Annotated in this window: 10 protein-coding genes and 1 pseudogene; 9 read left to right on the forward strand and 2 right to left on the reverse strand. The window is 60.0% G+C overall.

What is annotated here, in order from left to right; translation table 11 throughout:
* Positions 1-419: 419 nt before the first annotated feature.
* On the forward strand, positions 420-1,262 hold the full coding sequence (locus ACRQ5Q_RS42455; protein ID WP_439400239.1) for a molybdate ABC transporter substrate-binding protein: 843 nt from the start codon (positions 420-422) through the stop codon (positions 1,260-1,262).
* Positions 1,263-1,460: 198 nt separating this feature from the next.
* On the opposite strand, the gene ACRQ5Q_RS42460 is transcribed toward ACRQ5Q_RS42455, so the two are convergent.
* Entirely contained in the window at positions 1,461-2,369 is a 909-nt protein-coding gene (locus ACRQ5Q_RS42460) for a LysR substrate-binding domain-containing protein (protein ID WP_439400522.1), read from the reverse strand.
* A 137-nt stretch (positions 2,370-2,506) separates the two neighbouring features.
* Between ACRQ5Q_RS42460 and ACRQ5Q_RS42465 the strand changes: the two genes are divergently transcribed.
* The 5 genes from ACRQ5Q_RS42465 (at position 2,507) to ACRQ5Q_RS42485 (ending at position 8,202) form a co-directional block, all read left to right on the forward strand.
* Positions 2,507-3,256 carry an SDR family NAD(P)-dependent oxidoreductase gene (locus tag ACRQ5Q_RS42465; RefSeq protein WP_439400240.1) on the forward strand — a complete coding sequence of 250 codons (750 nt, stop codon included), beginning with the start codon at positions 2,507-2,509 and terminating at the stop codon, positions 3,254-3,256.
* A 20-nt stretch (positions 3,257-3,276) separates the two neighbouring features.
* On the forward strand, positions 3,277-4,122 hold the full coding sequence (locus tag ACRQ5Q_RS42470) for a transketolase (RefSeq protein WP_439400241.1): 846 nt from the start codon (positions 3,277-3,279) through the stop codon (positions 4,120-4,122).
* Positions 4,119-5,129, forward strand: coding sequence for a transketolase family protein (locus ACRQ5Q_RS42475; RefSeq protein WP_439400242.1), 1,011 nt, complete (start codon positions 4,119-4,121; stop codon positions 5,127-5,129). Before ACRQ5Q_RS42470 ends, ACRQ5Q_RS42475 begins: the two co-directional genes overlap by 4 nt.
* 158 nt (positions 5,130-5,287) lie before the next feature.
* On the forward strand, positions 5,288-6,313 hold the full coding sequence (locus tag ACRQ5Q_RS42480; RefSeq protein ID WP_439400243.1) for a TRAP transporter substrate-binding protein: 1,026 nt from the start codon (positions 5,288-5,290) through the stop codon (positions 6,311-6,313).
* Positions 6,314-6,318: 5 nt separating this feature from the next.
* A complete protein-coding gene (locus ACRQ5Q_RS42485; RefSeq protein WP_439400244.1) occupies positions 6,319-8,202 on the forward strand; it encodes a TRAP transporter large permease in 1,884 nt (627 codons plus the stop codon).
* 523 nt (positions 8,203-8,725) lie between these two features.
* On the opposite strand, the gene ACRQ5Q_RS42490 is transcribed toward ACRQ5Q_RS42485, so the two are convergent.
* Positions 8,726-9,571: a class I SAM-dependent methyltransferase gene (locus tag ACRQ5Q_RS42490; RefSeq protein ID WP_439400245.1), complete on the reverse strand. Its 846-nt coding sequence runs from the start codon at positions 9,569-9,571 to the stop codon at positions 8,726-8,728.
* A gap of 2,317 nt (positions 9,572-11,888) precedes the next feature.
* Between ACRQ5Q_RS42490 and istA the strand changes: the two genes are divergently transcribed.
* The 3 genes and pseudogenes from istA to ACRQ5Q_RS42505 all read left to right on the forward strand — a co-directional run.
* A complete protein-coding gene (gene istA, locus ACRQ5Q_RS42495) occupies positions 11,889-13,670 on the forward strand; it encodes an IS21 family transposase (RefSeq protein WP_439399826.1) in 1,782 nt (593 codons plus the stop codon).
* Positions 13,648-14,415 carry an IS21-like element IS1631 family helper ATPase IstB gene (gene istB / locus ACRQ5Q_RS42500; RefSeq protein ID WP_271608671.1) on the forward strand — a complete coding sequence of 256 codons (768 nt, stop codon included), beginning with the start codon at positions 13,648-13,650 and terminating at the stop codon, positions 14,413-14,415. Before istA ends, istB begins: the two co-directional genes overlap by 23 nt.
* 313 nt (positions 14,416-14,728) lie before the next feature.
* A pseudogene (locus ACRQ5Q_RS42505) lies at positions 14,729-14,971 on the forward strand (hypothetical protein); the annotation flags it as partial.
* Positions 14,972-14,974: the final 3 nt, after the last annotated feature.

The following is a 14,974-nucleotide window of genomic DNA, read 5'->3' on the forward strand; positions in this document are numbered from 1 at the left end:
AACCTCCTGCTTTGTTTGGGGTGCAACCATATTTTAGAATACCTGAAAGCAGAACTTTGCGAAATGTTCTGGCCAGCTCAGGGTCAATTCGGACTTACGCATGGCCGCAAAACTTGCTATTCGATCAGCTGGTCGGCGCGGGCCAGCAGAGCGGGAAGCATGGTAACGCCCGCCCATGGCATTAGACGTCTTGAGGTTGATCACAAGTTCGAACTTAAACGGCTTTTCGACCGGTACGTCAGCTACCTTGGTGCCGCGCAAAAGCCGGACGGCTTGTCGAGCGTAGATATCGCGAACGATATGAACCAAAGAGGGGCTATAGGAAGCTAAAGACACCTAGCTGTGCCATATCTGGCTGAGAGTAGATTGCTGGTAGAGTCCTCGCAGAAATGGGAAAGTCACGCGGAAAGAAGTTATTCTTGAGCTTCGCGAAGTGCTTTGGATTAACCCAACCGGAGGGCAAGAAGGCCATGATCGGATATCATTTCTCGCGACGGGCCACCCTTGCGGTGGCTGCCCGGTGTTCGTTCCTGTTAGCTCTTGGAGCTGCAGCACCCGCCGTCCAAGCCGCTGAGGTCAAGGTCATAAGCACGGTCGCGCTCACCCCTACACTTGACGAGCTTATACCGAAGTACGAGAGCAGCAGCGGCAACAAGGTAGCGGTCGTCTACAGCACAATCGCGGATCTAAAGAAGCGGATCGAAGCGGGCGAAACCGCGGATGTGGTGATCCTGTCGCGCCCTGTCCTCGACGGTCTGCAGGCTCAGGGCAAGGTTGCCCCGGACAGCATCGTGAACGTGGGGAGCTCTTATGTCGCCATCGGGGTACGTACTGGTACGCCCAAGCCAGATATCAGCACGCAGGAGAAACTGAAGAATGCGCTTCTCGCCGCCAAATCGATCTCCTACGCTGACCCAGCGAAGGGCGGTGCGAGTGGCGTCTATTTCGCCAAAGTCATCGATCGTCTCGGCATCGCCGATCAGATGAAATCCAAGACCGTCCTGGTGCCGGGTGCCCAAGCGGGTGAACTCGTCGCGAAAGGCGAGGTCGAAATGGGTGTCGCACAGGCCTCGGAAATTGCCGCGGTGCCGGGGGCTCAGGTGGTTGGCCCTTTGCCCGGCGATTTGAACAGTGCGATAGTCTTCGCGGTCGGCGTTGGATCCACGAGCAAGGATCTGGAAGTGGCCAAATCGCTGATCGAGCTTCTGACCGGTCCGACCGGCGCCGCCGTGCTCAAGTCCAAGGGCATGGATCCGCCCTAGACCCGTTTTCTGCTTGGCTGAGTGGCCGAAGAGAAACGCTACGGTACCCGCGCCAGTTTGAAAGTACGTCAGCTGCCGCGGAGGTCGGCTTCGGGTCAACAGCGCCGATTTGACCAACGGTGGGGGTTTCGCTTTACCCCCGACCCCGGACAACTCGCCGCAACGCGCTAACGGTAGCGATGGGGCAAGGAGCAGACCTCACCAATGGCCGGATTGCCTAGTCTTCTCCCCGGGCTGGGCGAGCTCAGACGTGATCCATTCCACGAATGTCCGCAAGGCGCGTCTCTGACGACTCGCGCGAGGAAAGGCGAGATGATGGCCAACATAGCGGATATCGGTGGAGCGACCTGCCAGCGGAGCGATCAGGCGCCCCGATGCCATTTCGCGCTCCGCCAGGCGCGTTGACTCCAAAGTTACACCAACGCCACCACAGGCCATCGCTATAGCAAGGAAGCTGCGGTCAAATCGCATTCCGTAAATTGCTGGAGCTTCCAGTCCGTTCGCGGTGAACCATTGATGCCACTGAACCTGCTTAACGTCTGAGCGGATTAGCACCTGGCTTAACAGATCCTTTGGATATCGAATCTTCTTAGCAATCTGAGGAATGCAAAGGGGGGTTACCGTCTCCTCGCCGAGCGGGATCACTTCGAGACCGTCGCCGCGAGGCGAACCGTAGACGATGTCCAGATCGAAATCGTCGTTGGTGAAGCGGGCGTACTCCGTGTTGGCAGCGAGGCGAACCTCCAGTTTCGGCTCGGCAGCTAGAAATTTTGTAAGGCGCGGAGCGAGCCATTGTGCGGCGAAGCTTGGCGCACAGTGCACCCTTAAGAGCTGCGGCCCGCGACCGGCAACCTCTTCGATACCACGTCTCAGGTTGTCGAAAGCCGCACCGGCGTGACGCATCAGATTTTCGCCCGCTGGCGTCAGACGGACGGAACGTGCACTCCTCTCAAACAAAGTGGTACTCATTGTACTCTCGAGCTTGCGGATGGCGTGGCTGACTGCGCTGGGAGTCAAATGCAGTTCGTCGGCCGCGTCGCTGAACGAGCCGGTGCGCGCAGCCGCCTCAAAGGCTCGGATGGCCGAGATCGGGATGTTCGACAGCAGCATGCTCATGAGTGAACCAGATTCACCTATCCAAGACAACAGCGCGTTTGTCGCTGCATGGCCCCGGGCTTAGGACTGGTGTCAAGAGCACCGGCTGCTTACCGCAGGGCCTGGGAAGAACACACAGGGAGGATCGAATGCTGCTTCGCGGCAAAACGGCAATAATTACAGGTGCGGCTTCGCCGCGCGGGATCGGCCTTGCCGCCGCCCAACGATTTGCCGAAGAGGGTGCTCGCGTAGCCATTCTCGATATCGACGGGCCTGCGGCACAAGCCGCCGCGCGAGACCTGGGCGACTCTCACATCGGAGTGGCTTGTAACGTCGCCGACCAGGCTGCTTGCCTGAAAGCCGTCGAAATCGTCGCCGATGCCTTCAGCCAAATCGACATCTTGATCAACAACGCCGGGATTACGCAGCCGGTGAAGTTCCTCGACATCAAGCCGGACGACTGGGACCGGATTCAAGACGTCAATCTCAAGGGCATACTGTTCCTGTCACAGGCCGTGATTCCGCACATGCAGAAGCGCAAGTCCGGATCGATCGCGTGCATGTCGTCCGTTTCTGCTCAGCGCGGTGGCGGCATTTTCGGCGGACCACACTACTCGGCGGCCAAGGCGGGCGTTCTTGGGCTTGCCAAGGCGATGGCGCGCGAGTTCGGCGCCGATGGAATCCGCGTCAACTGCGTCACGCCGGGATTGATCGGCACCGACATCACGTCCGGCAAGCTCACCGATGAAATGCGGGCAAAGATCCTGGAAGGCATTCCGCTCGGAAGGCTCGGCGAGGCGAACGACGTCGCGGGAATCTACACGTTCCTCGCTTCCGACCTTTCGGCCTATGTCACAGGCGCCGTGATCGATGTCAACGGCGGGATGCTCATTCATTAAGGGTTGCGAAGGAGAGAAGCATGTCCACGAATAGGCTTGTTAACGCGCCGTCCCTTGCGCAGCGCGCGCGCAACATTCGCCGTAACGCCCTGCGCATGGGCGAAGTTCAAGGTCAAGGTTACATCGCGCAGGCACTCGACATCTCGGACGTGCTTGCGGTCGCATACTTTCACGCGATGCGCTACCGGCCCGAGGAGCCCACTTGGGAAGATCGCGACCGCTTCCTTCTATCCAACGGCCATTACGCCATCGCTCTTTACGCCGCACTGATCGAGGCTGGCATCATCCCCGAGGCTGAACTCGAGACCTACGGCTTCGACGAAAGCCGTCTCCCGATGTCTGGCATGGCCTCCTACACCCCCGGCATGGAAATGTCCGGCGGATCGCTCGGGCTCGGACTGAGCATCGCGGTCGGTATGGGCCTGGGGTTGAAACAGAAGGGCTCCAAGAGCCGCGTCTTCACGTTGTTCTCCGACGGAGAGCTCGACGAGGGTTCTAAATGGGAAGCGATGATGTCGGCTGCGCATCACAAGCTCGACAATCTGGTCGCGGTCATCGATGTCAACAACCAGCAGGCTGACGGCCCCTCGAAGCAGATGCTGGGATTCGAGCCACTGGTCGACAAGCTCGAGGCTTTCGGTTGGTTCGTGCGCCGTGTCAATGGGAATGACCTCGATGCCGTCGTGGCTGCCTTTGACGCGGCCAGTTCGCATCCCGAACCCCAACCGCGCGTAATCGTCGCTGACACTCTTATGGGAAAAGGCGTTCCATTCCTGGAGCAGCGAGAAAAGAACCATTTCATTCGGGTCGAGGCGCACGAGTGGAAACTGGCGCTGGCAGAACTCGATGCAGGAGACAGGTCATGAAGTCGGCAATCAAAGCTACGCCCGGGAAACCGCGTCTCACCACCTCTGCGATGATTGCGTCGATCGCTGGGGAAGGCCAAAAGACGAAGCCCGCGCCGTTCGGTAACGCACTCGTCAAACTGGCTAAGACCCGTCCCGAAGTCGTGGGACTTACCGCCGACCTCGGCAAGTACACGGATCTGCACATCTTCGCGAAGCAGTTCCCTGATCGCTACTACCAGATGGGTATGGCGGAACAGCTGCTTTACGGTGCAGCCTCGGGGCTGGCGGCTGAAGGATTCATGCCCTTTGCCACGACTTATGCAGTGTTCGCTTCGCGTCGTGCCTACGATTTCATCCACCAGACGATCGCGGAAGAAGACCGCAACGTGAAGATCGTCTGCGCCTTGCCTGGTCTCACTTCCGGCTACGGCCCAAGCCACCAAGCGGCGGAAGACCTCGCCCTGTTCCGCGCCATGCCAAACATGACGGTGATCGATCCTTGCGACGCTCATGAAATCGAGCAGATCGTCCCCGCCATCGCTGCACATCATGGGCCGGTGTACATGCGGCTGCTGCGCGGTCAGGTGCCGCTCGTGCTCGACGAGTACAACTATCATTTCAAACTGGGCAAGGCTTCCCTCATTCGCGACGGTCGAGAGGTCCTGATCATCTCTTCCGGGATCATGACCATGAGGGCGCTAGAAGCCGCAAAGGAACTCGCAGTCGACGGCGCAGACGCGGCGGTGCTACACGTACCAACGATCAAGCCTCTCGATAATGAAGCGATTTTACGCGAAGCCGGGAAACCCGGCCGCCTCGTCGTCGTCGCAGAGAACCACACCATCATCGGCGGCCTCGGGGAGGCAGTCGCGGCATTGCTGATGCGCTCCGGCGTGCACCCTACCTTCCGCCAGATCGCATTGCCCGACGAGTTTCTCGCCGCTGGGGCGCTTCCCACGCTGCACGATCGTTACGGCATCTCCACGGCCGAAGTTGGCCGGCAGATCATGGAGTGGCTGCGCTAAGCGCGCAGCGTCATTCGCAAATTTCAACTGAGAAAGATCGGCTTCGCGGCATCGCCGCGGAGAACGATAGCTACTGCCTGACGGCCGGCGCCTGAGAATCGGCCGAAGCTGCAGACAAGCAACTGCCGGCGCCGATTCAACTCAACAAGGAGGAAGCAATGACCCAACGGAAACCGATTGCCATAACTCGTCGCAAGCTGCTTCTGGCCGGCGCAGCCGTCCCATTGTGCGCCGTGCTCAGCCGCCCCGCTGCGGCAGCGGAGTTTACCTATAAGCTTGCGACCGGGCAGGATCCGACGCATCCAGTGAACGTTCGAGCCAAAGAGGCGGCCGATCGCATCAAGGAAGCTACGGGCGGGCGCCTGGAGATAAATGCCTTTCCGGCCAATCAACTCGGCTCGGATACGGATCTCCTAACGCAGGTTCGCAACGGTAGCGTCGAGTTCTTCAATCTGTCGTCTCTGATCCTCGCTACCCTCGTGCCGACAGCCGGGATCGTGAATCTGGGCTTTCTCTTCCCCAACTATGACGCCGTTTGGAAAGCGATGGATGGCGATCTCGGCGCCTATATTCGCGCACAAATCGCCAAAACACCGATCATGACGGTTTCCAAGCCTTGGGATAACGGCTTCCGCCATATTACGTCGTCTGGTCGAGAGATTAAGACGCCGGATGACCTCAAGGGATTTAAACTGCGGGTACCTGCTGCACCCAATCTGACTTCGTTATTCCTTGCCCTTGGGGCGGGACCGGCGCCGATCAACTTCAACGAGGTCTATTCCGCGCTCCAGACCAAGGTCGTCGACGGTCAGGAAAACCCCCTGCCCATCATCGCCACCGCGCGTCTGTATGAGGTGCAGAAGACGTGCAGCCTGACGGGCCATGTCTGGGACAACTACTGGATTCTTGGCAACAAGCGCGCCTTCCAAAAACTTCCTCAGGACGTGCAGGCAATCGTAACGCGGGAGTTCGATCGCTCGGCTGAAGATGAACGAGCCGACATCGCCAAGCTCAGCGACTCGTTGCGCGCCAATTTGTCTGCCAAGGGAATGCAATTTCTCGAAGTGGACCGGTCGGTCTTCCGACAGGCGTTGGCGAAAACGAGCTTCTATGCCGACTGGAAAGCCAAGTTCGGTGAGGAAGCTTGGGCTCAACTCGAGAAATCCGCTGGCAAGCTGGGGTGAGAGCTATGGAACACGCACCCATAGATGGGCCTACACTCGTTCTTCCGGATCCGGCGACGGGATGGCGCAAGATCGCTGTAAGCTTAAACCAAGCGCTTAACCCTATCGTGGCCATCCCTGCCGCGATATTGGTCGTCGCGGAGGTGATCGTCCTCTTTGTTGGCATTATCTCCCGCTACGTGCTTCACGCACCGATCGTCTGGTCAGACGAACTCGCCGGTATTCTATTCCTTTGGCTTGCGATGCTCGGATCAGTCGTCGCTTTCCAGCGAGCCGAACACATGCGGATGACGGCGATCGTTGGCATGATCCGTACAGAGGCTAGACTATTTCTCGACGTCTTCGCGACGGCCGCATCGTTGGCATTCCTGCTTCTGGTGATTCACCCAGCGTATGAATTCGCGGCCGATGAGGTGTTTGTAACCACTCCCGCTTTGGGAATAGTTAACACTTGGCGCGCCGCCGCGCTGCCCGTCGGCATCGGCTTGATGCTTATCGTCGCAAGTCTGAGATTGGTGGCCACGGCCAATGTCAAACACCTCCTTGGGGCAGCCGCAGCCGTTGGAGCGCTGATCGGTATCTTGGCGCTCCTGGCACCGGTGCTGAAGCCGCTCGGCAATCTCAATTTGCTGATCTTCTTTGTATTCATTGTCGGAGCGATGGTTTTTGCGGCGGTGCCGATCGCCTTCGCGTTTGGCCTTGCGACCGTCGGCTACCTTTCACTGACGACGAGCACGCCTGAGGTGGTCGTCATCGGCCGCATGGACGAGGGAATGAGTCATCTCATACTGCTTGCGGTACCACTGTTCGTGTTTCTCGGCTTGCTGATCGAAATGACAGGCATGGCCCGCGCGATGGTAGGTTTCCTTGCCAGTCTGCTCGGCCACGTTCGGGGTGGGCTGCAGTATGTCCTGGTCGGTGCGATGTACCTGGTCTCAGGTATTTCAGGATCCAAGGCGGCCGACATGGCCGCAGTAGCGCCCGTGCTTTTCCCCGAAATGACCAAGCGCGGCGCAAAGCGCGGTGACCTCGTCGCACTCTTGGCGGCCACCGGCGCCCAGACCGAGACGATCCCGCCGTCGTTGGTGCTGATCACGATCGGATCGGTGACCGGCGTTTCGATCGCGGCTTTATTCACCGGCGGATTACTGCCAGCCATCGTGCTTGCGATCGGGCTGTGTGGAGTCGTTTGGTGGCGATACCGCGGAGAGGAGTTATCGCACGTTCAGCGTGCGACGGGCGGTGAAATTGGTCGTGCGTTCCTGATCGCGATTCCAGCTGTCGCCCTTCCCTTTGTGATCCGCGCCGCCGTTGTTGAAGGTGTCGCTACAGCCACCGAAGTCTCGACGATCGGCATCGTCTATTCCATATTGGCTGGGCTTCTCATTTACCGCCAATTCGACTGGCGCCGCCTCTATCCGATGTTAGTTGAGACCGCGGCTCTCTCCGGCGCGATCCTTTTCATCATCGGCGCCGCGACGGGAATGGCCTGGGCCTTGACCCAGTCAGGGTTCTCGGCCTCTCTGGCGAAGTTCATGACCTCCTTGCCTGGCGGTGTACCAATATTTCTAATCGTCACCATTATTGCTTTCGTAATCCTCGGAAGCGTACTCGAAGGCATTCCTGCCATCGTGCTCTTTGGACCACTGCTCTTCCCCATTGCGCGTCAAGTGGGCGTGCATGAGGTGCATTACGCGATGGTTGTCGTTCTGGCGATGGGCATCGGGCTTTTCGCGCCGCCATTTGGGGTCGGCTACTACGCAGCGTGCGCGATCAGTCGAATTCATCCCGACGAAGGTATGGGTCCGATCGTCGCGTACATAGTGGCCTTGCTCCTCGGCACACTTGTAGTTGCTGCAGTGCCATGGATTTCCATTGGATTCTTATAGATCCGCGAAGAGCGTGAGGTGCGGGATATCGCACCTCTTTCTCCTTTTCCCGCAGCTTGAAAAGGATAGGAAGGTGAGCTTAGCCGAGCTAGATCGCCTGTTTGAGCAGTTCTTCGCCCTAGTCGAGGCAACTGTTGGCCTCTCTCCAGGCACCGAGCGACGCCGCGCGTTCAGGAAGATCGGCGAGTACGGAGGTCGCATCGATGACATCGCCGTCCGCGTCTTAGAACAAGAGAACTTTACTTACGGTCGCGCGCGCCAGTCGACGTTCGCGCCATGTCTGCCTTGGGCCACGAGCGTCGGTCTCTGCGATTGATGACGGGCCGTCGATTTCTGCTATGCCCCGTTAGCGACCGAGTTGGTTCGCGATGCAGTTGGTCGCGAAGGCACAAAACGCGAAGAACTTAGGTTGAGTAAATCTGGTCCGCTCTGACTCGACGAGCGGGCTACCGGCCGCCGAGGCGCAACTTCGCCATGGGCCACGAGCAGACTTGGCAAAAGCTCTTGAGGCGGATTGGCTTCGCTAGGCTAACGCCGACACAAGCCACAGACCCACATGCAGGCCGCGCCCGTCTGCTCCGATGTTTGCGGCGAGCGCGTCGCGAACTGCTTCTGTGGCGCGTATCCGTTGCTCGCCAGAGGCATTTTCGAGCAAAGCAGGCAACGGACCAGCCTGCGTGATGAATGCCATGCTTTGCTCGGTGTCCTTGCCGTCAATCGGCACATCGGTCGCCTTGAGCACCACTTCGCGAAACCCAGCCCCAGTCAGGATGCCGCGCAGGCGCTCCTCGCTCGCGAGCGAAAACATCCCCGGTGCCGATGGATCCACCGGCGGCTGAGGCGGCACATGCGGCCGTGCAGCCTCAATCGGTACTCGAAACCACGGACTCTCCGGCATGGTCCGAAAACAGACGAACACCAGCCGCCCGCCTGCCTTCATGCCGCTGCGGATATTGGTGAAGGCCCTGATAGGGTCATCGAAGAACATCACGCCGAAGCGCGAATAGACTAGATCCGCCCAGCGCGGTTCGAAGCCGTAGCTCGTCGCGTCGGCCAGTGCAAAGTCGACGTTGCTAAGTGTCGCCTCGGCGGCACGATGTTTGGCGAAGTCAAGCATCGGGACCGAGACGTCAACGCCCAACACAGCGCCTGATGGTCCAACAGCCCTGGCAAACGCCAACAGTGTGTCGCCGGTGCCGCATCCGATATCGATCACGTGCTCGCCCGGCTTTGCGGCCGCCGCGTCCAAGCTGACGCTCGTGACTGACGTGAAGACGTCACTGATCACGGCTTGCTGCGCAACCCATGAGTGACCCATGGTGCTGTTCCAAAACTCTGCTCCACGGGTGTTTGGCGTGGGTACTGGCATTGGCAAATGTCCTTGGTTCTAAAAAGGCCGATGGAGTTATCCTCACAGGCTGCACGATATCTCAGATCGAACACAAGACCGAATGTCCGCAACGGTCAGAAGCCGCCTTCCGTACCTGGTCGAGCATGGTCAGCTCACCTCACAAAACCGGACGCCAGCTCCATTGGCCTAGCAGGGCTTTTGGATGGCTTACGCGCGCCGTCTTTTTTCCAAGTGGGCGGCCGAGGGAGCGATGCCACTTTTCCACACCCACGACGCACAGTGGCTCGCGCGCGTTCCGAGGCCCAAGGCATTGATAATTTGCGAGGTACTTACGATGCCGCTTTCATGGGGCATGCCTCGTCCTCCCCGACGCTACACGTTAACGCGCCCCCGATGGCCGACCCCGCAAGATCACGTTTGCAGAGATGCGCCAGATGGGCTTCCGCGGCATCGTCGTGTTTTGCGCCGACTACCGTTGCGGCCACAGCATTGCCTTGAGCGCCGATCGATGGGCTGATGATGTACGCTTATCGGATATCGAGTCACGGTTCATCTGCGAGTCTTGCGGCAGACGCGGTGCTGATGTCCGACCGAATTTTGACAGCGGTAAGCCGCCGATGGCTATGGGATGATCGATGAACCTGCATGAACCTTGTCATGGGTTGTGCCGACTAATCATTACCGGGGAATTGCTGATTCCCACCCGGGGCTGAAAACCCGCCGCCCGCGCTCAATTTAAGCGGGCGGTGGTTTTTGCTTTCAAAAATGCCCGAATTTGACCCTCAGTATCCTAAATAGACGTACCCGGTGTCCTAATTTCCTGGAACTATGCGTGCGAGATGGCGCGGGTAGCAGCCTCACGCCTCGACAACGTGACGCTGACACAGAAGGCCTCAGCTCGCGCCAGCCCCAGCTGAGGCCTTTCTATCGCTTGTGTACCGGCACCACTGGTGGTCGGAGCACTACGGGCAGCCGTCCCCAGACAGTCGCGTTTTCTATCTTAATACCTGGCCTCAAGATCGAAACTCATCCAGGACGGCCGCATCCACATCGAGAAGATCAACGCGCCCTTTCTCTCGCAGAACGGCTGCAAGGCGACGGGCGCCGAATTCAGGGCCGGCATCAAGCTTGCGATAGAGCGCGGCTGACTTGAGCTCTGAAGTCCCCCGGCAGCGGCCCCACCAACGCATCAACATATGGCGGGGCCGCTTCATCCTTCGGGCTCTGAAGCAGGGGGGCCTAAGTCCGAAGGGACGCGGCATTTTACGTCTGGCTGCAGGGACTGACAATTGCTCGAAAGAGGCACTCCCTCTGAGTGTCTGCGGGCGCTGGATGCTGCAAGTAACATGGCCGGATCGTGTCGTGGCGGAGCGCGAAGCACCCCTCGGGAATGTTTACCGCGCCCTTCAGTCCAGCTTTGTGTTGGGGGAAGCGATGAAAACGAGCGCTTGCGGCGATATGATCGACGTGAAATTGGCTCGCCAGCGCGCGCACGAAAACAACATCGCGCGATATCGCCGTTTGCTCCAAACACGACTGTCGGATGTCGAGCGCCACTTCATCGAGCATCGCCTTGCCGAAGAGCTGACTTCCCTATCAACGCTTACTCCGGTGTTCGGGCCGGCTTCGACAGGCGCCACTGGCAACCCTGGCGGCACCTGTGAGGCTGCTGCCGCCGGGCGAAGGTCTGGTCAAATAGGAACTAGGGAAACCGGCTGGCTATTGTCATCGGCTGGCTCGCCGCACGAGCCGGCGGAGCGGCCCCGGCCGATACCCCCCTAGCCCCCTGCGAGTCGGGGCCGTCTCTCCGCCCTCAAAGCCCCTCCAGCCGGCGCGTATGTCAAAGAGCGCATAGCCTGCCGCAAGCATGGCAGGTGCTGTCCGTAACTAACCCATGTTAAATTTGGGCGTGCCCTAAATAACTTTGGGGGTCCTAATTCGATTGACTGCCAAGCTCCGGAGGCTCAACCTACAAACATCACCGTCCGGATCGTGGCTAATATCTGTGCCTGAGACCGGTTGCGCTCCCGCCCGAACCACAGCGGGAGGCGTCTGATGAAAGACGTACAGGCGCACTTAGAAAAATTGCGCGCCCAAATCGCCGAATGCGAATTAATCCGACCCTGCTACCAATTCTCTGAAGCGCGACACGTTCGGAAGGATGGCGGAGCACTTCAAGGTGCTCGCGGATCAGCTTGAATCTCTCATCAAATACGGGAACGCGAACGCCCCGTGGGTCGGTCAAAATCCCCCGGGTATGGTCACTTGAAACTCCCCCACCTGATGTTCACCGTCAGCGCCGCTGAACAGCGGTAGCCGGTCAGGCAGGACGTTTATTTTCGGTCCCTTTAGCCAGCAAGGGGCCAGGGAGTTGAACGTCTTGAAGCCACACCTGCAAAGCACGGTATTTACGCTACTCGATCGCAACGCCAGCCAGCGCGAGATCCACAGGCTGACGGGGATCGATCGCAAGACGATCCGGCGTTACCGGGCGCTGCGGGCCGGTGCGGAGGCAAATTCCCCCGGGGAAGCGACCACCGGCCCGGTGAGCGTGGACGGCCAAATTCCTCCACCCCGACCACCGGCTTCTGGGGCATCAGGAGCGACGGTCACCAGCAGCCTGGCCCGTTCGGCTTGCGAACCGCATCGGACGTGGATCGAAGAACAGGTCCGCCTGAAGCGGAATGCGCAGGCGATTTACCAGGACCTTGTCGATCATTTTGGCTTTCCGTCCAGCTACCAGAGCGTCAAGCGGTTTGTGCGCACGTTGCGACACAGCGATCCCGAGCAGTTTGATCGACTTGAGTTCCTGCCCGGCGAGGAGGCCCAGGTCGACTATGGCGAGGGCGCTCTGACGATTGATCCCAGGAGCGGCCGGTACCGCCGTCCCCGCCTGTTCGTGATGACGCTGCGCTACTCGCGGCGCAGCTTCCGGCGGGTGGTCTGGAAGTCCAGCCAACACGTCTGGGCGCAGCTCCACGAAGAGGCGTTCCGGTATTTTGGCGGGGTCCCCAGCTATGTCGTGCTCGACAATCTGAAGGAAGGCGTCCTCAAGCCGGATTTGTACGAGCCCGAGCTCAACCCGATTTACAGCGCGATGCTGGCTCATTACGCCGTGGTCGCCGATCCCGCGCGTGTGGCCGATCCCAATCGGAAAGGATGCGTCGAGAGTGCGATTCAACATACCCAGGGCACCGCGCTGGCCGGACGGCGCTTCGAGACACTGGAAGCCCAGAACGAGTTCTTGAGGAACTGGGAGGAGAATTGGGCCTCCAAGCGCATCCACGGTAGCACGCGTCGTCAGGTCGAGGCGATGTTCCAGGAGGAGAAGCCACACCTGCGGCCGTTGCCAGTGGCTGCCTTCCGCATCTTCACCGAGGTCGTTCGGACCGTCTGCGACGATACCACCGTGCGTGTTGATAGCAGCTATTACGCCGCGCGGCCTGCGCCCATCGGCAGTCAGGTCGTGGTGCGGATCTACGCCTCCACGATCGAGATCCGTGATCGCCACACCCATGCGCTGCTGCGTGTTCATCCCCGGATGACGCACTCCGGTTCTGTCGTCCTGCCGACCAGCGAACGGCCGTTCAATCCGTCGCGGCAAACCGCCGTGCTGCTGGCGAGCGCCGAGCGCATCGGGCCGCAGACCAGGGCGCTGTGCCAGCAAGTGTTCGACACCGAGGGGCGCCCCGGACAGCGCGCGATGTGGGGCATTGTCGGGCTGGGCCGGAAGTATCCGGCACGGCTGGTCGAGCAAGCCTGCGCGCACGCCGTCGAGAACCGCATCTACCGCTACAAGCACGTGCGTGCGACCGTCGAGCGGTTGTTCGAACAGGCGATCGCGCAGGTTGGAGCGACGCCACAGCCGGCATCGTCGCTCACCCAGGATCATCCGCTGATCCGCGCTCCAGCCGAATACGGCGATCTCTTCAGCCGTGCCGTGCGGCACGATGCCGGCGACAATGGCCGGCAGGCCGAGGCTCACGGCGACCGCACCCCTGCAACCCGCGCTCGTGGCGCCTGCGCAACCCCGGCCAGCTCCGGCGCCACGAGCGCTCCCGCGGCTTCTCACCTCACACTGGAGACCAAACCACATGATGACCATGCCGGAAATTGAGCGTTGCCTGCGACAGCTGCGCCTGTCGGGCGTTCGCGACACGCTGCAGACGCGCGTGCTGCAGGCGCAGGGCGCCAACCAGCCATTCCTCGAGACCTTCTCCCTGATCCTGCAGGACGAACTGGACCGTCGTCAGTCCCGCCTTATCGAGCGACGATACCAGCAATCCGGGCTCGACGAAAAACTGACGCTCGCCGAGTTCGACTGGACCTTCAATCCCAGATTGCCGCGCCAGACTTGCTTCCAGCTCCACACCCTGGCGTTCATTGCCGCCGGCGAAAACGCGCTGCTTGTCGGCAAACCTGGCACCGGGAAGTCCTACATCGCCAAGGCGATTGCCTATCAGGCGATCCTGCAAAGCCACAAGGTCCAGTATCTTGAGACCGACGACTTCTTCCACCGCTACGCCATGAACTCCCCGGCACAACGCGAGGTCCGGCTGCGAACCATCATCGACTGCGATCTCCTCGTGCTGGACGATCTGTTCCTCGCACGCGCCATCCCTGACGACGCCGGCGCATTGCTGCAGACCCTGATCCATCAGCGCTACAAACTGCGCCGCAGCGTCATCGTTACCTCCAATCGCGTCGTGCAGGACTGGGGGACATACCTGGGGGACAACACCATGAGCACGACGATCCTCGATCGCCTGATGCATCATTGCCATCTGCTTGAGTTCGACGGACGCAGCTATCGGCTCAAAGAGGCCGCTGAAACTCTTGCCCGGGAAACAAAGGCAAACTAACAATCACCATGTCCTGCCTCGCGGGTGGAGGAATTTGACTGACCATACCCGGAGGAATTTGAAGTGACCCGCGGGGAACGAGACCTTTTTAGGCCGGAAGACCTAAGAGCCTTTACCAACGGGGACCTCAACCCCTAGTTCTTCGACGAATGACCGAGTGTCCTATTTCGTGGAACTATGGCGGTGTCAGGTGTAGCAGCCTCACGCCTCGACAACGTGACGCTGACACAGAAGGCCTCAGCTCGCGCCAGCCCCAGAGCGGCATCACTCGGTGCCGCAATACGCCGCCTGATCCTAGCCCTGCCGGCGATTGCCAGCGCCTGATCAATCCGCACGCGGCGGGGTGTTCGCGGAATTTGAAACGAACTTGAGGCGAGAACGTCAGCTTGAAGGAATAGCCAGCGCGAAGACGCGCGGCGTCTACAAGGGTCGTAAGGCGGCGCGCGCGCGAGCATAGACACCGCCAAGATCAAACAAATGAGGGCGGATGGCATCGGCCCTTGCCAAAGCCCTTAAGATCGGCAGGGCATCAGTCTATCGGGCACTGGCGGATTAGCGA

This window comes from Bradyrhizobium sp. PMVTL-01 (assembly GCF_051861855.1).
Lineage (GTDB): Bacteria > Pseudomonadota > Alphaproteobacteria > Rhizobiales > Xanthobacteraceae > Bradyrhizobium.

Excerpts from the sequence above, each read along its gene's own strand:
- ACRQ5Q_RS42490 (WP_439400245.1), bottom strand. The coding sequence starts at position 9,571 with ATGCCAGTACCCACGCCAAACACCCGTGGAGCAGAGTTTTGGAACAGC.
- ACRQ5Q_RS42470 (WP_439400241.1), top strand. The coding sequence starts at position 3,277 with ATGTCCACGAATAGGCTTGTTAACGCGCCGTCCCTTGCGCAGCGCGCG.
- ACRQ5Q_RS42485 (WP_439400244.1), top strand. The coding sequence starts at position 6,319 with ATGGAACACGCACCCATAGATGGGCCTACACTCGTTCTTCCGGATCCG.
- ACRQ5Q_RS42465 (WP_439400240.1), top strand. The coding sequence starts at position 2,507 with ATGCTGCTTCGCGGCAAAACGGCAATAATTACAGGTGCGGCTTCGCCG.
- ACRQ5Q_RS42480 (WP_439400243.1), top strand. The coding sequence starts at position 5,288 with ATGACCCAACGGAAACCGATTGCCATAACTCGTCGCAAGCTGCTTCTG.
- ACRQ5Q_RS42475 (WP_439400242.1), top strand. The coding sequence starts at position 4,119 with ATGAAGTCGGCAATCAAAGCTACGCCCGGGAAACCGCGTCTCACCACC.
- istB (WP_271608671.1), top strand. The coding sequence starts at position 13,648 with ATGATGACCATGCCGGAAATTGAGCGTTGCCTGCGACAGCTGCGCCTG.